The sequence below is a fragment of the Pseudomonas sp. N-1-13 genome (assembly GCF_057787095.1).
This window is the reverse complement of the sequence record NZ_JBYNRI010000001.1, coordinates 4878079-4893223: the sequence shown is the minus strand read 5'-3', so window position 1 is coordinate 4893223 and position 15145 is coordinate 4878079. Positions and strand designations below refer to the sequence as shown.

The window sequence follows — 15145 nt, the reverse complement described above, 5'->3', positions numbered from 1 at the left end:
CGGCCCCAGCATCACTGAAAAAATCAGCGCACCGTCGGCGCAGCTGGCATCACCTGTTCACCGACACAAACCCCGCGCAACTGCGTCTCGAACTGCTCGATCACCGATGGCCAGCCCTGGCGACTGGCATGCTGGCGCGCATTGAGCCGCACACAACGCAAGGTTTCACGCTCCTCCAGCAGCCACCGGGCCGCGTCGCAGAACGCCTCTTCATCCCCCGGCATGGCCAGCACGCCGTTGTGACCGTGACGGATGTGTTGCGCCGCCGCGGCCTGATCATAGGCCACCACACCCAACCCGGACGCCAGCGCCTCCAGCACGACATTGCCGAAGGTTTCGGTCAGGCTCGGAAAGACGAATACATCCCCGGACGCATAGTGGCAGGCCAGCGATTCGCCACGCTGGGCCCCACAAAAGATCGCGTCGGGCAGTTCCTGTTGCAGCGCGGCCCGTTGTGGACCGTCGCCTACTACCACCAGTTTCAGCCGCCGCTCCGGGAAAGCGCTGCACAGTGTGTTGAAACTGCGTTTGAGCAGACCCAGGTTCTTCTCCGACGCCAGACGCCCGACGTGGATCAGCGCAATATCGTCATCGCCCAAGCCCCAGGCCTCACGCAGGGTTGTCGAGCGTTTGATCGGATGGAACAGTTGGCTGTCCACACCGCGGGACAACAGCGCCACGCGCTCGAAATGCCGGCGTTCCAGCTCTATGCGCTGGCTGAGGCTCGGCACCAGGGTCAGGCTGGAGCTGTTGTGGAACCAGCGCAGGTAATGGGTGAGGACACGACTCAACAACCCGAGGCCATACTGCTGGGTGTATTGCTGGAAATTGGTGTGGAAGCCACTGACCACCGAGATGCCCAGGCGCCGCGCGGCCCGCAATGCCGATAAACCCAGCGGCCCTTCCGTGGCGATATACAGCACGTCCGGGCGATGACGTTTCCAGCGCCGCAGCAGCTTGTGCATCGAAGCCTGGCCCCACTGCAAGCCCGGGTACCCCGGTAGCGGCCAGCCTCGGCACAGCAACAACTGCTCGTCGCTGGCCTGGCGTTGGTCGCCAGCCTGACGGGGCCGTATCAATTCCACCTGATGCCCGCGAGCGCGCAAGCCGTCGCACAGGCGGCCCAGGGTATTGGCCACGCCATTGATTTCCGGCGGGAAGGTTTCGGTGATGAGGGTGATATGCAGGTGTGTGCTCATGACCCCAGTGTCGACCGGGGCCATTTCGCCATTGTGACGCTTGAATGATGGATTTGTGACGGGTCAGCCTTGGCGGGCCAACGCGGTCTCGGCGCCTTGCTCGCGCACCCAGAACAAGGTCGCGCCGGCTACCGCTGCCGGCATCATCAGGATGTTGACCACCGGGATCAGCAGCACCAGGTACACGCTGCCGCCAAAACCCAGGCTCTGCCAGCGTTTTTCCCGCAGCCAGGCGAGCATTTCGTTCCAGCCCAGCTTGTGGTTGTCCGCCGGGTAGTCGATGTACTGGATCGCCATCATCCACACCCCGAACAGCAGCCATAACGGCGCGGCGACGATATTGATCACCGGAATGAAGGACAGCACCAGCAGGCCCAGGGCGCGGGGCAGGAAGTAGCCGAGCTTGCGTGCCTCCCGGGCCAAGGTGCGAGGGATCATGGCGATCAACTCGCCCCAGCTGAAGGCCGGGAAGTCGTCGGTGCCACGGATCACCACTTCGACTTTCTCCGCGAGAAAACCGTTGAACGGCGCGGCGATGACATTGGCGAGCATAGTGAAGGTGAAAAACACCATCAGCACCACAAGCACCACGAACAGCGGCCACAGGACATAGTTGAGAAAGCTCAGCCAATCCGGTAACGACGGCATCAGCGTGTCGACCCATAGGCTGAACTGATGGCCGGCCAGGTAGATCAATCCGACGAACAGCACCAGGTTGATCACCAATGGCAACAGCACAAACAAGCGCAGACCCGGGCTTAAGACCAGTTTGAGTCCTTCTCGCAAATATTGCGGGCCGGACAGGACGGGGGCGGGCATAAGAGGCTCCGAGCGAAGATGAACGCGCCGACCATACCGGCTTTGCCGGGCTCGGGAAAGCATCGACATGGCGTGTAACAACGTTTGCCGAGTTTATTGAACTGACTGATCTGGATAGAGCTCACCTATGAGCTGGATTGTTAAACCGTATTTCCTTAATCTTCGCTCCCTCGATACGCTGCACCCATTCTTTTCAGGACTGTCGAACCCAAGCCTTCCCCAAGTGCGTCAACAGTCCCTTTTATTCGCGCCGCTCACCCGGCGTTCCGGCCCGCAAGGGCCGGTCAACAGGAGCAGGTCATGTCTGAAGTGCGTCATTCGCGAGTGATTATTCTCGGTTCCGGCCCTGCCGGTTACAGCGCTGCGGTGTATGCCGCCCGTGCCAACCTCAAGCCGCTGCTGATTACCGGCATGCAAGCCGGCGGTCAATTGACTACCACCACCGAAGTCGACAACTGGCCGGGCGACGTCCACGGTCTGACCGGCCCGGTGTTGATGGAGCGTATGAAAGAGCACGCCGAGCGCTTCGAGACCGAGATCGTTTTCGACCACATCAATGCCGTGGATTTCGCCGCCAAGCCGTACACCCTGACCGGTGACAGCGCGACCTACACCTGCGATGCCCTGATCATTGCAACCGGCGCCAGCGCTCGTTACCTGGGCCTGCCATCGGAAGAAGCCTTCATGGGCAAAGGCGTTTCCGCCTGTGCCACTTGCGACGGCTTCTTCTACCGCAACAAGCCCGTGGCTGTGGTGGGTGGCGGTAACACCGCCGTCGAGGAAGCCCTGTACCTGGCCAACATCGCCAGCACGGTCACCCTGATCCACCGTCGCGAAACCTTCCGCGCCGAGAAGATCCTGATCGACAAGCTCAATGCCCGTGTGGCTGAAGGCAAGATCATCCTCAAGCTCAACGCCACCCTGGATGAAGTGCTGGGCGACAACATGGGCGTGACCGGTGCCCGGCTGAAGAACAACGACGGCAGCTTTGACGAGATCAAAGTCGACGGTGTGTTCATCGCCATCGGCCACACTCCGAACACCTCGTTGTTCGAAGGCCAGCTGGAACTCAAGGACGGCTACCTGGTGGTCAAGGGCGGCCGCGACGGCAACGCCACCGCCACCAGCGTCGAAGGTATCTTCGCGGCCGGCGACGTGGCGGACCACGTCTACCGTCAGGCGATTACCTCGGCGGGTGCCGGTTGCATGGCAGCCCTGGACACCGAGCGTTACCTGGATGGTCTGCAGAACGCTTCGTTCTGATTCAACAGGTACAAAAAAACCGGCTTCGGCCGGTTTTTTTATGCGCGGGATTTTTCTGTTCAGTGGACAAGATGTTTTGTTCACCACAACCCCCCCTGTGGGAGCGAGCCTGCTCGCGATGGCGCCGGGTCAGCTTGCATCAGTGTTGGATGTGCCACCGAATCGCGAGCAGGCTCGCTCCCACAGTTTTTTGTGTGGTCAGGGGAATCTGTATTTCAAGACAGCTTCGCCAAGCACGTCTCCAGAATATCCAACCCTTCCTCCAACACCGCCGCCTCGGTCGTCAACGGCGCCAGCAGCCGAATGATGTGCCGCGATTTACCGCTGGGCATCAGCAACAAACCAGACTCCCGCGCCAAGGCCAGCAATTGTGTCAATTGTGCCGAAGCCGGGCTGCCGTCGGCATGGGCCAGTTCGATGCCGCGCATTGCCCCGACGCCAGTCAGGCGGCCCAGGTAAGGGGACAGCCCGCGACTGCGCCATGACGCGTAGCGGCTGACTATCGCCTCTTCCTGTTGCGTGCCCCAGGCTTGCAGGTTTGCGTCGGTCATTTCCTCCAGGGTTGCCAATGCGGCGGCGCAGGCGATGGGATTGCCTGAGTAAGTGCCGCCCAAGCCACCTTTGGGCAGATTGTCCAGCAGCGCCTTGCGCCCCACCACGGCGCCCAGGGGGACGCCGCCGGCAATGCTTTTACCCAGCAGGATCAGGTCCGGCTCGATGCCCAGTCGCGAGAACGCAAAGCGCTGGCCGGTGCGACCGAAGCCGGACTGGATTTCATCGATGATCAGCACGATGCCTTTCTCGTTGCAGAACTGTCGGAGGGCCTGGGCAAAGGCAATATCCATCGGCAGGAAACCGGCTTCGCCCTGCACAGGTTCGACGATGAAACACGCCACGTCATTCACGTCGATTTCGACGCTGAACAACCGCTCCATGGCCTTCAACGCTTCTTCGCAGGTGACGCCGTTGTCCTTGCTGGGGTAGGGCAGGTGATAGACCGGTCCGGGCAGTACGCCGACTTTCTGTTTGTAGGGCGCGACCTTGCCGTTGAGATTGAGAGTGGCCAGGGTTCTGCCGTGGAAGCCGCCATCAAAGGCGATGACGGCCGTGCGCCCCGTGGCGCCGCGCACGATCTTCAAGGCGTTTTCCGCGGCTTCGGCGCCGCTGTTGGTGAGCATGCCGCTGACCGGGTAATCCACCGGGATAAATGCTGCCAGACGCTCCATCAATTCGATGTAGGGTGCGTGCGGGGCGGCGTTGAAGGCGTAGTGCGTCAGCCGGGTTGCCTGTTCGCGGATGGCTTCGACGACACGGGGATGGCAGTGGCCAAGGTTCAACACGCCGATGCCGCCCACGAAATCGATGTAGCGTTTGCCGTCGGTGTCCCAGACCTCGGCATTTTTGCCGTGGCTGAGGCTGACAGGGTGCACGGTGGAAATCGATTGGCTGATGGTTTCACTGCTCATGGATGACGGCTCGGAGGAAGGAAAGATTCCCTTTATCTAAGCCGCGAGCAGAGGTGGCCGGCAAACGAAATAAAGTTGCCGGGTCAATCTTAAAAGTCGGGATGTGAGATCAGTGAGTCTGGCGAGAACTGTTTCTGTGGCGAGGGAGCTTGCTCCCGCTGGACTGCGCAGCAGTCCCAAATCAGCACGCCTGGTGCATCAGTTCACATGCCGGGGCCGTCTGGGGGCTACTTCGCAGCCCAGCGGGAGCAAGCTCCCTCGCCACAGAAAAGCGGACCTCGGCACAGAGGGGAGGCGCGTTGGGTCAGCGCCGCCGCAACGGCTGAGTCTCGAACTTCACACCCGCCAAGCCATGGGCCATCAGCGCCCGGATATTGCCGTGGTCGCTGCCCTCAGGCGTGGCCAGTACCGACCGGTAATGTTCGCCGAACGCCAGCAGCGCTTCTTGATCGCTCAAGCCTTCGAGCAGCGCCAGGCCCAGGGTCTTGCAGGAACCTTCGTTCTGCCCGGCGGCGTTGTCGACGTCACCGTTTTTAAAAGGCTGAGGCTGGTAGTCGTAGCCATTGGCGATAAACGCCAGGGTGTCGGCAAAAATGTGTTCGCCGCTCTTGAGGCTGGCGCGCAGGGTGTTCAGGTCAGGCATCGGGTTTTCCTTTGGCGAACGCCGCTTGCTGTTCGGCGCTGGCTTCTTGCTGGTATTGGGCTTTCCACTCGGCGTAGGGCATGCCGTAAACCACTTCGCGGGCGTCATCGAGGCTGACCTCGATCTGGCGTTCATCGGCAGCTGCCTTGTACCACTTGGACAGGCAGTTACGGCAGAAGCCGGCGAGGTTCATCAGGTCGATATTCTGCACATCCTTGCGGCTGTCCAGGTGGGCAACCAGCCGACGGAAAGCGGCGGCTTCAAGTTCGAGGCGTTGTTGGTCGTTCATGGTGGTCTCTGCGAGACAGCTTCAAGTGGCAAGCTTCAAGCTGCAAGTGGGTTTGCGGTCATCAGGCTTGAAGCTTACAGCTTGTAGCTTTTAGCGGCTACGAAGTAGCCCGGCTGGCGGCGAGCGTAATCGATACCGACTCGGCAAATCGCAAGGCGTGGGGCTTGTCGACTTCGACTTCGGCATACAGCACCGATTCGTTGGCCATGACCAGATCGAGCAGTTCCTGGGTCAGGCGTTCGAGCAGGGCGAAACGGTTGCCTTCCACGTGGGCGATGATCGCCTTGGTGATGGTGCGGTAGTTCAGAGCGTGGTCGATGTCGTTGTCGCGCACCGCATCCTGGGCCGCGTAGAGGATGGTCAGGTTGATCAACACATCCTGTTTGTTGAGGATTTCGTCCTCGTTGATGCCAATGAACGTGCGCAAGCGCAAGTCCTTGACCTTGATGCGCGCCATGGCGGGTTGAAGTTGTGGCATTTACTTGCTCCGTCGAATCAATTGCAGGAACTCCTGGCGGGTGGTGCTGGATTCGCGAAAGACGCCGAGCATCACCGAGGTGTTCATGGTCGAGTTCTGTTTTTCGACACCGCGCATCATCATGCACATGTGCTGGGCTTCGATCACCACGGCAACGCCGGCGGCCTGGGTGACCTGCTGCACCGCGTCGGCAATTTGCCGGGTGAGGTTTTCCTGGATTTGCAGGCGGCGGGCGAACATGTCCACCAGCCGGGCGATCTTCGACAGCCCCAGGACCTTGCCCGTAGGAATATAAGCCACATGAGCCTTGCCAATGAAGGGCAGCAGATGATGTTCGCACAGGGAATAGAGTTCGATGTCGGCGACGATCACCATTTCATCGCTGTCGGAGGCGAACAGGGCGCCGTTGACGATCTGTTCGACGCTTTGTTCATAGCCGTGACAAAGGTACTGCATGGCCTTGGCCGCGCGCACCGGAGTATCCAACAGGCCTTCGCGTTCCGGGTCTTCACCCAGGCCGATGAGGATCTCGCGATAGTTCTGGGGCGATAGCGCCATGGTGCATCCTCGAAGCAAGGCTATTTGACGTGCCGGCCGCCGTTGACGGTCAGGGTCGTGCCGGTGACGTAGGGGTTGTCCAGCAGATAACGCAGGCTCTGATAGATCACTTCGCTGCCGGGCTCGATGCCCAGCGCGGACTTGGCCAGGGCCTCGGCACGGTAGGCCGCGTCGTCTTCGGGATTGAACAGTAGCAGGGCCGGGGCAATTGCGTTGACCTTGATGTGTGGCGCGTATTTCGCCGCGAACGACAGGGTCAGGCTTTCGAGCCCGGCCTTGGTGGCGCAATAGGCGATATGCCGGCTGCTGCCCTTGCGCGTGACGTCATCGCTGATGTGCACGATATCCGCCGGGGTTGAGCGTTGCAGCAGCTCGGCACACTGCAGGTTGATCAGGTAGGGGGCGAGCATGTGCACGGCGAACATGGCGTTGAACGCAGCGGCTTCGTGGCCGGGCGTCTCGGTCATCCATGCCGAGGCGTTGTGGACAATGGCGCGCAATCGGTCGGTGTGCTGCTTGAGCTGATCAATGAAGGCCGAAATCCCGGTTTCATTGGAAAAGTCAGCGAACAGCACGATCGCCCCCAGATCCCGCAACGCCTGCACGCCCGGGCGCTCGGTGCGGAAAGTGGCGATTACCGGATGACCGTCTTCGAGCAATCGACGGGCGCAGTGCAAACCGACGCGCTGGGCTGCGCCAGTGATCAGGATCGGAGCGGTGGCGCTGGGCATAGGAAGGCTCGGTTCACGGCAATCGTAAAACTATAACAGCGACGCAAGGTGGCGACGACTCTGTGGGAGCAAGCCCGCTCCCACAGTGACCCTTGTTGAACGCGAACGCTGCGGCCGACGAGAACGGCCCGGCATCACTGATTCTGCGTAGCCGGCTTGGCTGGCAGTGCTTTGGGCGCTGCACCGTTCAACCAACCCGCCAGCAGGTGAGTCGACATCGGAATAAACAGATAGACCATCAATGGCGTCAGAATGAGTGTGCTGATCAGCACGCGGCTCATCATTCCCAGCTCACTGAGCAATGGCCCCAGCAGAAAGTTGAACAGCAGCGACACCGGAAAGAACGCGAGCCAGATGGCCACGGCCTGTTTCCAGCGCGGTGGCCGTTGATCGCCGGCGCCAAACCAACCGTCGATACCGCGCACCCTGTGTTCCGAAGGGTGGGCAAACAGCTCGCTGCCTCGCGCCAGCCACGCCGTGCGCGAGGCCGAGTGCTCCCAGGCATGCAGGGTCTGCTCGTCGGCAAAGCGGAAAATAATCTGGAATTCATCGCTCTGAGGCGGTGGCGCGAGTACACCGGAACCCAGGTAGCCGGGAAAGTCGGTGGCCAATTGTTCGCCTTCGCGCAACCAGACGATCAGGTCCTGATAGCGCCCATTGGCGACACGACGGGCAACCATCAAGGTGACGGGTGAGGTAGACATTATGTATCTCCGTAAAACAGGTGCGGTACTCCGGGTAGGAGATTCGCGGGAACGCCCCAGGGTGGTGGGGCGCGTCCGTTCGCCAAAAAGCACGCAAGGTTTATTCCTTCTTGAGTGAAAAGCAACAAAATCGCGCATCAGTGGCGTTTGTTCTTGTCATCCTATGACTCAGAGGGAGTACACTGGGATCCAATTTGCCAGCCGGAATTGTCTGCCAAAATGAGCGTAATCACTGAGGATAACTTCGTTTTCCAGGCAACCACTGCCTTGAGGCAGGAGGAACTGTTCCCCATCCGCGAAGTAGCGCGACTGACCGGCGTGAATCCCGTGACCTTGCGCGCATGGGAGCGTCGCTACGGTCTGATCCAGCCCACACGCACCGAAAGCGGGCATCGCTTGTACTCCGTGGGCGATATCGAAAAGGTGCGCAGCATCCTCGCCTGGATTGAGCGCGGGGTGGCCGTGAGCAAAGTGGGAAAGATCCTGACCAAGACCGAATCGGTGCAACCGGTTTCCGCGCTTATTTCCTCGGATCTGGTGAGAGCCGATTATGCCCAGTGGCAACAACAGGTGGCTGGGGCGGTTGGCAACTTTGACGACATAGAGCTGGACCGTCTCTACGGGCAGATATTTTCCACCTACGCCGTGCCGATCGTATTTCAGGACATCCTGATGCCGGTCTGGCGGCAGTTGCAGCAACGCCAGCAGGAGTTCGGACAAACCAGCGAATGGGTGTTTTTCGATGGGTTCCTGCGCTCACGCATTATCCAGCGACTCCTGCTCAAGCGCGAAGCCCAGTCGCGACGGGTGTTGGTCGTGGGCATTGTCGGTCAATGTCGAGAGCTGGAGTTGCTGGTCACGGCGCTGTTCGTCTCCAAGGCGGAAGTCGGCGTCAGGGTGTTGACCATTGGGCTGCCATTCGACGAACTGACCCTGGTGTGCCAAAAGGTCCAGCCGTTGGCGTTGGTGCTGGTTTCCAACCATGCACCGCCTGCCGAGTTACCTAAGCGCCTGAACAAGTTGGCGATGGGCCTGGACTGCCCGCTGATGCTGGCCGGTGATGCGTCCGATCTGCTTCAGGACAGCCTCGCGGGGTCGTCGATAGGTTGCCTGGGCAGTGAAGGGACCTTGATGCACCAGCGGTTGCGACAACTATTGGCAGGTACTTTGGATACCTGATAACCGGCAGGTCAAGCCGTGCATCAGATGTGCATGGCCGGATGGGTCAGGCGGTGTTGCTGAAGGATGTATTGACGCAGGCGTTCGGTCTCATCCTCGTCATTCTGGCTCAGGTGGTAGGCGTATAAGCCCTGATCGGTTTCCCGTTCCAGTGTGCCGCGCAAGGAAATCCTTTCATAACCTGATGGGCTGAACCACAAGGCAAATTGCTTTGGCGGCTTGGTCCGACTGCGGTTTTGCAACAGGATTCCTTTGCAGGACACCTCATGGGCCCAGAGCGGCCCGGGCAGGCCTTTGGCATTTTCCAGCGCCACCGGCTCGTCAAGCGTGAGGCGCCATGGCCGAATTTTCGGCCCATCTTCGTAGATGCTGGGCACCCCCAGACGCAGGTGCATTGCGTGGAATTCGTCTTCCACCAGGTGCAACGGAAAAGTCATTTGCTGGTTTTCGAAGTTGGCTTGCAGCGTGACCTGTTCGTTAGCCGCCAGGCGCGTCAGCAAGTCACGAATCTGCGACCCGCCGTTTACCAGCAAGCTCGACGTGACATCCCGCTCGTTGAGTTGCGGGTTGTGCTGCATGGTCCGGATGAAATCCAATTCATCCTGCGTCAGTAGGGCGTCGCGCTGCATGATGTGCTCGAAAAGAGGATTTACACTTTCACTGGTGATTGTAGTGACTGACCGCTAATTCGCCGGTTTGTTTGCGCCGTTCGTCGCTTCGAGTCGGGCAATGGTTGCTCGTGCTTCGGCCAGCTCCTTTTCCAGCTGGGCGACGCGTTGCTGAGCCTTGACCTGAGCGGTCACGTCTTTTTGCACGCCCACGAAATAAGTGCGTCCGTCAGCCTCGTTTTTCACCGTCGACAGAGACAACTCATTCCAGAAAGGGCTGCCGTCCTTGCGGTAGTTGCGCAGAATTTCCCGGCAGGCACCGTTCTGCTTGAGGGCCGTGCGAATCTGCTCCAGGGCCGGCTGGTCGCGATCACCTGACTGCAGGAATCGGCAATCCTGATAAAGAATCTCTTCACTGCTGTAGCCGGTCAGCCGTTCGAAAGCCGGGTTTACATAGATCAGGATATTGTCTTCATCGCCTTCTTTTTCAGCGATGACAATGCCGTCGTTCGAGGCGTTGATGACCAGTTGCATCAGTTGAGCATTAATCATGGGCGACATCCCTTGAACATCCCTGTGTGCGCTGCATTTTAGAAGAACCTACCGCGATGTCTACTGGCCATTATTGGATGTTGAGAGTCAATCGCAGCGTTGCGTCTGAGCCTGCTACTATCGCCGCTCTTTTTATTCAGGTTCAGGATCAGATTGATGAAAGTCGCCATCCTTTCGGGTTCCGTCTACGGGACCGCCGAAGAAGTCGCTCGGCACGCCGCCAAACTGCTCGGTGAAGCGGGTTTTGAAACGCTGCACAACCCGCGCGCAAGCCTTGCGGACATTCAGGCGTTTGGCCCGGCGGCCTTGCTGGCCGTGACTTCCACGACGGGCATGGGAGAGTTGCCGGACAACTTGATGCCCTTATATTCGACGATTCGCGACCAATTGCCAGCCTTTTTTCGTGACCTGCCGGGTGCCGTGATAGGCCTGGGCGACGCCAGTTATGGCGATACCTTCTGCGGCGGTGGCGAGCAGATGCGCGAGTTGTTCGCCGAGCTGGGCGTGCGCGAGGTATTGCCCATGTTGCGTCTGGATGCCAGCGAAAGCGTCACCCCGGAAACCGATGCCGAACCTTGGCTGGAGGCGTTGATCGACGCGCTGCGTCGCTAACGTAATGTGAGGTGAACGGCCATCCCCGGATGACTCGCTCGGCCAGTAAGCTGGCTGCCAATGCAACTACCGACCTCGCGGGAGCTGACTAGACTGGTTAGCTTGTTCATGACTGTTTCAGAACAAGCACCTATAACTAGAAAGCAGAGGTCAGAGCCGTGAGCGTAGCGCCCGTCCCATCGACACTCAGCATCAAGGATCAGGTCAGTGCCGCCGAATGGCAAACCCGCGTCGATCTGGCCGCCTGTTACCGGCTAGTCGCCCTGTATGGCTGGGATGACCTGATTTTCACGCATATATCCGCCAAGGTGCCCGGGACCGATGATTTTTTGATCAACCCGTTCGGGTTGATGTTTCATGAGGTCACCGCCTCGAGCCTGGTCAAGGTCGATCAGGCCGGCAACAAGCTGATGGACAGCCCCTACGAGATCAATCCGGCCGGTTATACCATCCACAGTGCGGTGCATGAGGTGCGGCACGATGTGGTGTGTGTGCTGCATACCCACACGGCGGCCGGCGTTGCTGTGTCGGCACAGAAGCAGGGTGTGTTGCCTATCAGCCAGCAATCGTTGTTCGTATTGTCGAGTCTGGCGTATCACGCCTATGAAGGCGTGGCCCTCAATCACGAAGAGAAGGCCCGCCTGCAGGCGGATCTGGGCGCCAATAATTTCCTGATGCTGCACAATCACGGTCTGCTGACCTGCGGCGGCACCATTGCCGACACCTTCCTGATGATGTTCACCTTCCAGCGAGCCTGTGACATCCAGGTCCTGGCGCTCAACGGTGGGGCTGAACTGATCGCCATCGAGCCGCAGATACTGGCCGGCGCCCGGGCGATGATTGCCGGGGTGACCAAAAGCGCCCAAGGCATGGGAGGCGCGCTGGCATGGCCGGCGTTGCTGCGCAAGCTGGATCAACAAGATTCGGGTTATAGATGCTGATGCCTCTGGTCCAGATTCCCCTGCGTATTTGGCGCCAGCGCGGCCAGACATTGATGTTCCGTGGCCACGCTATCCGGTATTGGGTGGCGGGGCACGGCGAGCCGTTGTTGCTGATCCATGGTTTCCCCACCGCCAGTTGGGACTGGCATTACCTGTGGCAGCCGCTGGCACAGCGTTATCGGGTGATCGCCTGTGACATGCTCGGTTTTGGCGACTCGGCCAAGCCGACGGATCATGTCTACAGCCTGTTGGAGCAGGCTGACCTGCAGCAGGCTTTGCTGGCGCATTTGAATGTGAAGCAAGCTGTGCATGTACTGGCCCATGATTATGGTGACAGCGTGGCCCAGGAACTGATCGCCCGTCACTACGAGGCGCGCATCGAACTCGCCAGTTGTGTCTTTCTCAACGGCGGTCTGTTTCCCGAAACCCATCGTCCGGTGCTGATGCAAAAACTGTTGCTCAGCCCCTTGGGCTGGCTACTGGGCCGAGCTTTTTCCCGAGAAGGCCTGGTCAAGAGTTTTCGCCAGATATTCGGCCCCAGGACTGGCCCGACCGAAAGCGAGCTGGACGATTACTGGAGCCTGGTCGAAACCCATAATGGACCGCGGATCATGCACAAACTCATTGCCTACATTCCCGAACGGCGTGTGCAGCGTGACCGCTGGGTGCAGGCCATGCAGCGCGGCGAGGTGGCGCTGCGGGTGATCGACGGCGCGGTCGATCCGATTTCCGGTGAACACATGGTGGCGCGCTACGAGGCGCTGATCCCCAACCCCGACACCGTACTGCTGCCCGACATCGGCCACTACCCGCACACCGAAGCCCCGGTGCAGGTACTCAAGCATTACCTGGAGTTTCGCGAAAACATGGCCGCACCGGTCAGGCAGGTGGTCTGCTCATAAGTGTTGAAGGTTGGAGCACTATCGCGAGCAGGCTCGCTCCCACGGAGAGGCGAGTCTACGCAGGCCTGTGTGGGAGCGAGCCTGCTCGCGATGGCAGCGACTCGGTCCCGCCTCTGGTGAGGGTCGCGGAGCCCACAGCAGATCCGGCTCGTATCATCCCCTCACCTTATTGGCCACCATTCACTTGCAACCCTGTTGATTGTGACCAACCGCCCTGTGCCCGACACTCGGGGCATTGTCCTATTGCCTGCTGGAGTTCTGCCCATGAGTGAATCTGTGCGCTTCGAAGATAAAGTCGTGATCGTCACGGGAGCCGGCGGTGGCCTGGGGCGGGCCCATGCCCTGTTGTTCGCCAGGCAGGGGGCCAAAGTGCTGGTCAACGACCTCGGCGGCTCCGCCCAGGGAGAAGGGGCCAACGCCTCGGCGGCGGATCGGGTGGTCGCTGAAATTCGCCAAGCCGGCGGAATTGCCGAAGCGAACCACGACTCCGTCACCGATGGCGACAAGCTTGTTCAAAACGCGCTCGACGTGTTTGGCCGGGTCGATGTAGTGGTCAACAACGCCGGGATCCTGCGGGACAAGACCTTCCACAAAATGGAGGACGCCGACTGGGATCTGGTCTACCGCGTCCATGTCGAGGGCGCCTACAAAGTCACCCGCGCCGCCTGGCCATACCTGCGTGAGCAGAATTACGGGCGGGTGATCTTTACGGCCTCCACGTCCGGCATCTACGGCAACTTCGGTCAATCCAACTACGGCATGGCTAAGCTCGGCCTTTATGGCCTGACGCGCACCCTGGCCATCGAAGGTCGCAAGAACAATATTCTGGTCAATGCCATCGCGCCCACCGGTGGCACCCGCATGACCGAAGGCCTGATCCCGCCGCAGGTGTTCGAACAGCTCAAGCCTGAACTCGTCAGCCCGCTGGTGGTGTACCTGGCCAGCGAGACCTGCCGGGAAACCTCCGGGTTGTTTGAAGTGGGCGGCGGCTGGATGGGCAAGGTGCGTTGGGAGCGCAGCCTGGGTGCCGGCTTCGATCCAAGCAAAGGTTTCTCGCCCGAAGACGTCGCGACCCACTGGCAGCAGATCTGTGATTTCGAGGGGGCGGTACACCCCAATGACAACCTTGAAGCGTTGAAGGAAATGATGGCGAACTTGCAGCGCTACACCGTTTGACCTTGCGGCCTCGACCCGTTGCCGTCACGCGCGGCAACGGTGGTCAGGGGACGTATTTCTTCACCAGCGCCGCCAGATTCGCGGCAGTCTCGATGTCCATCACACCGTCGTATTTCGCTGGACGAAAGTGCAGCTGAAAGGCTCGCACCAAACGCTGAAAACCCGCACTTGTGGCGGCTGCCGACGTGTCATACCCATATTTGCGGAACAAGCCGAGCAGTTGCTCGCGAGTCGGCAGGCCGTTGCATTGGTAGGCGCGGGTGTAAGCTTTCTGCGTGGGTTCATCGAACCATGCGCCGATGCCCTTCAGATACAGCGTATGCCAAGGGAACATCGGGCCGGGATCGCTTTTCCTGCCAGCAGCAATATCCGAGTGTCCCACCACATTGACCGGGCTGATGTCCGGATAGCGCTTGAGGATGTTCAACGCCAGGTATTCGATCGCCTCGACTTGCTGAGGTTGATAAGGCGGGAAAGTGAATTGCCCGTGGTTATCGGTGGCCAGGTTGACGATTTCAACACCGATCGAGGTGTCGTTCAGATTCGTGCGACCACCCCAACTGCTCACCCCCGCGTGCCAGGCTCGTTGGTTCTCGTCGACCAGATTGAAAATCTGCGGTTCCTGGAAACCTGCTTTCAAGTAACTCGGGTCGCTGAAGTCCGGGATGAGGTAGTGGGCGCTGACAGAGGAACCGGTCAGTGCGTTGATGGAGGATGAAAAGTTCGCGGCGGTGTAATGAAAGACTAGAAAACGAATTCTATTGTTGAAGCCTTTTACCGAGCGATAGCTGTTGTAGTTGATAAGTGTCATAAAAACTCACTGAGGTTTAAAGTCAAAACAGAATGCTGTGACTGACATTCAGCCTAACAGTGAGTTTTTGATGGGGCCGTAGTGGGATTCTTGCTTTGTTGTAGGAATAGGCCTTAGAAGGTTTGGGAGTCTGCTGTTGGTAAAAGTAAGGCGCAAAAATAATCTTGTAGCATTTAAAAAGTGTCGCTGAGATTTCAGCGGCCAAGTTGCTTGG

18 protein-coding genes are annotated in these 15145 nt (G+C 59.6%); 6 read left to right on the top strand and 12 right to left on the bottom strand.

The features are described 5' to 3' along the window. Positions 1-23: 23 nt before the first annotated feature. Together AC3I65_RS21950 and cysZ are read right to left on the bottom strand one after the other, a co-directional pair. Entirely contained in the window at positions 24-1223 is a 1200-nt protein-coding gene (locus AC3I65_RS21950) for a glycosyltransferase family 4 protein (RefSeq protein WP_047228642.1), read from the bottom strand. Positions 1224-1262: 39 nt separating this feature from the next. Then, positions 1263-2018: a sulfate transporter CysZ gene (gene cysZ, locus AC3I65_RS21945; protein WP_047228641.1), complete on the bottom strand. Its 756-nt coding sequence runs from the start codon at positions 2016-2018 to the stop codon at positions 1263-1265. 300 nt (positions 2019-2318) lie between these two features. Between cysZ and trxB the strand changes: the two genes are divergently transcribed. Continuing rightward, positions 2319-3281, top strand: a complete 963-nt coding sequence (gene trxB, locus AC3I65_RS21940; protein WP_047228640.1) for a thioredoxin-disulfide reductase — start codon at positions 2319-2321, stop codon at positions 3279-3281. 215 nt (positions 3282-3496) lie between these two features. Here the strand turns inward: trxB and AC3I65_RS21935 are convergent, their stop codons facing one another. The 7 genes from AC3I65_RS21935 to AC3I65_RS21905 all read right to left on the bottom strand — a co-directional run bounded on the left by AC3I65_RS21935 (position 3497) and on the right by AC3I65_RS21905 (position 8150). After that, positions 3497-4747, bottom strand: coding sequence for a 2-aminoadipate transaminase (locus AC3I65_RS21935; RefSeq protein WP_047228639.1), 1251 nt, complete (start codon positions 4745-4747; stop codon positions 3497-3499). Between the two features lie 304 nt (positions 4748-5051). Beyond that, positions 5052-5390 carry a HopJ type III effector protein gene (locus AC3I65_RS21930; protein WP_076383572.1) on the bottom strand — a complete coding sequence of 113 codons (339 nt, stop codon included), beginning with the start codon at positions 5388-5390 and terminating at the stop codon, positions 5052-5054. Beyond that, positions 5383-5679 (bottom strand): DUF1244 domain-containing protein, encoded by a 297-nt coding sequence (locus AC3I65_RS21925; protein WP_076383573.1) that lies wholly within the window; start codon positions 5677-5679, stop codon positions 5383-5385. The genes AC3I65_RS21930 and AC3I65_RS21925 overlap by 8 nt, the downstream gene beginning before the upstream one ends. A gap of 97 nt (positions 5680-5776) precedes the next feature. Continuing rightward, on the bottom strand, positions 5777-6157 hold the full coding sequence (folX, locus tag AC3I65_RS21920; protein ID WP_047228636.1) for a dihydroneopterin triphosphate 2'-epimerase: 381 nt from the start codon (positions 6155-6157) through the stop codon (positions 5777-5779). Further along, positions 6158-6715 (bottom strand): GTP cyclohydrolase I FolE, encoded by a 558-nt coding sequence (folE, locus tag AC3I65_RS21915; RefSeq protein WP_047228635.1) that lies wholly within the window; start codon positions 6713-6715, stop codon positions 6158-6160. A 20-nt stretch (positions 6716-6735) separates the two neighbouring features. Then, complete coding sequence (gene folM / locus AC3I65_RS21910; RefSeq protein WP_488524157.1) at positions 6736-7446, bottom strand: dihydromonapterin reductase; 711 nt, start codon at positions 7444-7446, stop codon at positions 6736-6738. A 134-nt stretch (positions 7447-7580) separates the two neighbouring features. Continuing rightward, positions 7581-8150 (bottom strand): antibiotic biosynthesis monooxygenase, encoded by a 570-nt coding sequence (locus AC3I65_RS21905; RefSeq protein ID WP_047228633.1) that lies wholly within the window; start codon positions 8148-8150, stop codon positions 7581-7583. A gap of 219 nt (positions 8151-8369) precedes the next feature. Here AC3I65_RS21905 and AC3I65_RS21900 point away from each other — a divergent pair, with 219 nt between their 5' ends. After that, positions 8370-9329 (top strand): MerR family transcriptional regulator, encoded by a 960-nt coding sequence (locus AC3I65_RS21900; protein WP_139049160.1) that lies wholly within the window; start codon positions 8370-8372, stop codon positions 9327-9329. A 23-nt stretch (positions 9330-9352) separates the two neighbouring features. On the opposite strand, the gene AC3I65_RS21895 is transcribed toward AC3I65_RS21900, so the two are convergent. After that, positions 9353-9958, bottom strand: a complete 606-nt coding sequence (locus AC3I65_RS21895; RefSeq protein WP_047228631.1) for a hypothetical protein — start codon at positions 9956-9958, stop codon at positions 9353-9355. Positions 9959-10012: 54 nt separating this feature from the next. Further along, positions 10013-10489 carry a PAS domain-containing protein gene (locus AC3I65_RS21890; RefSeq protein WP_047228630.1) on the bottom strand — a complete coding sequence of 159 codons (477 nt, stop codon included), beginning with the start codon at positions 10487-10489 and terminating at the stop codon, positions 10013-10015. Positions 10490-10645: 156 nt separating this feature from the next. Between AC3I65_RS21890 and AC3I65_RS21885 the strand changes: the two genes are divergently transcribed. The 4 genes from AC3I65_RS21885 to AC3I65_RS21870 all read left to right on the top strand — a co-directional run bounded on the left by AC3I65_RS21885 (position 10646) and on the right by AC3I65_RS21870 (position 14120). Then, positions 10646-11101 carry a flavodoxin gene (locus AC3I65_RS21885; protein WP_076383576.1) on the top strand — a complete coding sequence of 152 codons (456 nt, stop codon included), beginning with the start codon at positions 10646-10648 and terminating at the stop codon, positions 11099-11101. Positions 11102-11259: 158 nt separating this feature from the next. After that, positions 11260-12042 carry a class II aldolase/adducin family protein gene (locus AC3I65_RS21880; protein WP_047228628.1) on the top strand — a complete coding sequence of 261 codons (783 nt, stop codon included), beginning with the start codon at positions 11260-11262 and terminating at the stop codon, positions 12040-12042. Then, positions 12042-12944 (top strand): alpha/beta fold hydrolase, encoded by a 903-nt coding sequence (locus tag AC3I65_RS21875; RefSeq protein ID WP_445578061.1) that lies wholly within the window; start codon positions 12042-12044, stop codon positions 12942-12944. The genes AC3I65_RS21880 and AC3I65_RS21875 overlap by 1 nt, the downstream gene beginning before the upstream one ends. Before the next feature lie 264 nt (positions 12945-13208). Continuing rightward, positions 13209-14120 carry an SDR family oxidoreductase gene (locus tag AC3I65_RS21870; RefSeq protein WP_488524156.1) on the top strand — a complete coding sequence of 304 codons (912 nt, stop codon included), beginning with the start codon at positions 13209-13211 and terminating at the stop codon, positions 14118-14120. Between the two features lie 43 nt (positions 14121-14163). Here the strand turns inward: AC3I65_RS21870 and AC3I65_RS21865 are convergent, their stop codons facing one another. Further along, entirely contained in the window at positions 14164-14931 is a 768-nt protein-coding gene (locus AC3I65_RS21865; protein WP_047228626.1) for an N-acetylmuramoyl-L-alanine amidase, read from the bottom strand. Between the last annotated feature and the right edge of the window lie 214 nt (positions 14932-15145).

Coding starts and splice junctions, on each gene's coding strand:
- folX (WP_047228636.1), bottom strand. CDS start 6,157: ATGCCACAACTTCAACCCGCCATGGCGCGCATCAAGGTCAAGGACTTG.
- AC3I65_RS21905 (WP_047228633.1), bottom strand. CDS start 8,150: ATGTCTACCTCACCCGTCACCTTGATGGTTGCCCGTCGTGTCGCCAAT.
- AC3I65_RS21870 (WP_488524156.1), top strand. CDS start 13,209: ATGAGTGAATCTGTGCGCTTCGAAGATAAAGTCGTGATCGTCACGGGA.
- AC3I65_RS21885 (WP_076383576.1), top strand. CDS start 10,646: ATGAAAGTCGCCATCCTTTCGGGTTCCGTCTACGGGACCGCCGAAGAA.
- AC3I65_RS21925 (WP_076383573.1), bottom strand. CDS start 5,679: ATGAACGACCAACAACGCCTCGAACTTGAAGCCGCCGCTTTCCGTCGG.
- AC3I65_RS21865 (WP_047228626.1), bottom strand. CDS start 14,931: ATGACACTTATCAACTACAACAGCTATCGCTCGGTAAAAGGCTTCAAC.
- cysZ (WP_047228641.1), bottom strand. CDS start 2,018: ATGCCCGCCCCCGTCCTGTCCGGCCCGCAATATTTGCGAGAAGGACTC.
- AC3I65_RS21890 (WP_047228630.1), bottom strand. CDS start 10,489: ATGATTAATGCTCAACTGATGCAACTGGTCATCAACGCCTCGAACGAC.
- folE (WP_047228635.1), bottom strand. CDS start 6,715: ATGGCGCTATCGCCCCAGAACTATCGCGAGATCCTCATCGGCCTGGGT.
- AC3I65_RS21900 (WP_139049160.1), top strand. CDS start 8,370: ATGAGCGTAATCACTGAGGATAACTTCGTTTTCCAGGCAACCACTGCC.
- AC3I65_RS21935 (WP_047228639.1), bottom strand. CDS start 4,747: ATGAGCAGTGAAACCATCAGCCAATCGATTTCCACCGTGCACCCTGTC.
- folM (WP_488524157.1), bottom strand. CDS start 7,446: ATGCCCAGCGCCACCGCTCCGATCCTGATCACTGGCGCAGCCCAGCGC.
- AC3I65_RS21875 (WP_445578061.1), top strand. CDS start 12,042: ATGCCTCTGGTCCAGATTCCCCTGCGTATTTGGCGCCAGCGCGGCCAG.
- AC3I65_RS21930 (WP_076383572.1), bottom strand. CDS start 5,390: ATGCCTGACCTGAACACCCTGCGCGCCAGCCTCAAGAGCGGCGAACAC.
- trxB (WP_047228640.1), top strand. CDS start 2,319: ATGTCTGAAGTGCGTCATTCGCGAGTGATTATTCTCGGTTCCGGCCCT.
- AC3I65_RS21895 (WP_047228631.1), bottom strand. CDS start 9,958: ATGCAGCGCGACGCCCTACTGACGCAGGATGAATTGGATTTCATCCGG.
- AC3I65_RS21950 (WP_047228642.1), bottom strand. CDS start 1,223: ATGGCCCCGGTCGACACTGGGGTCATGAGCACACACCTGCATATCACC.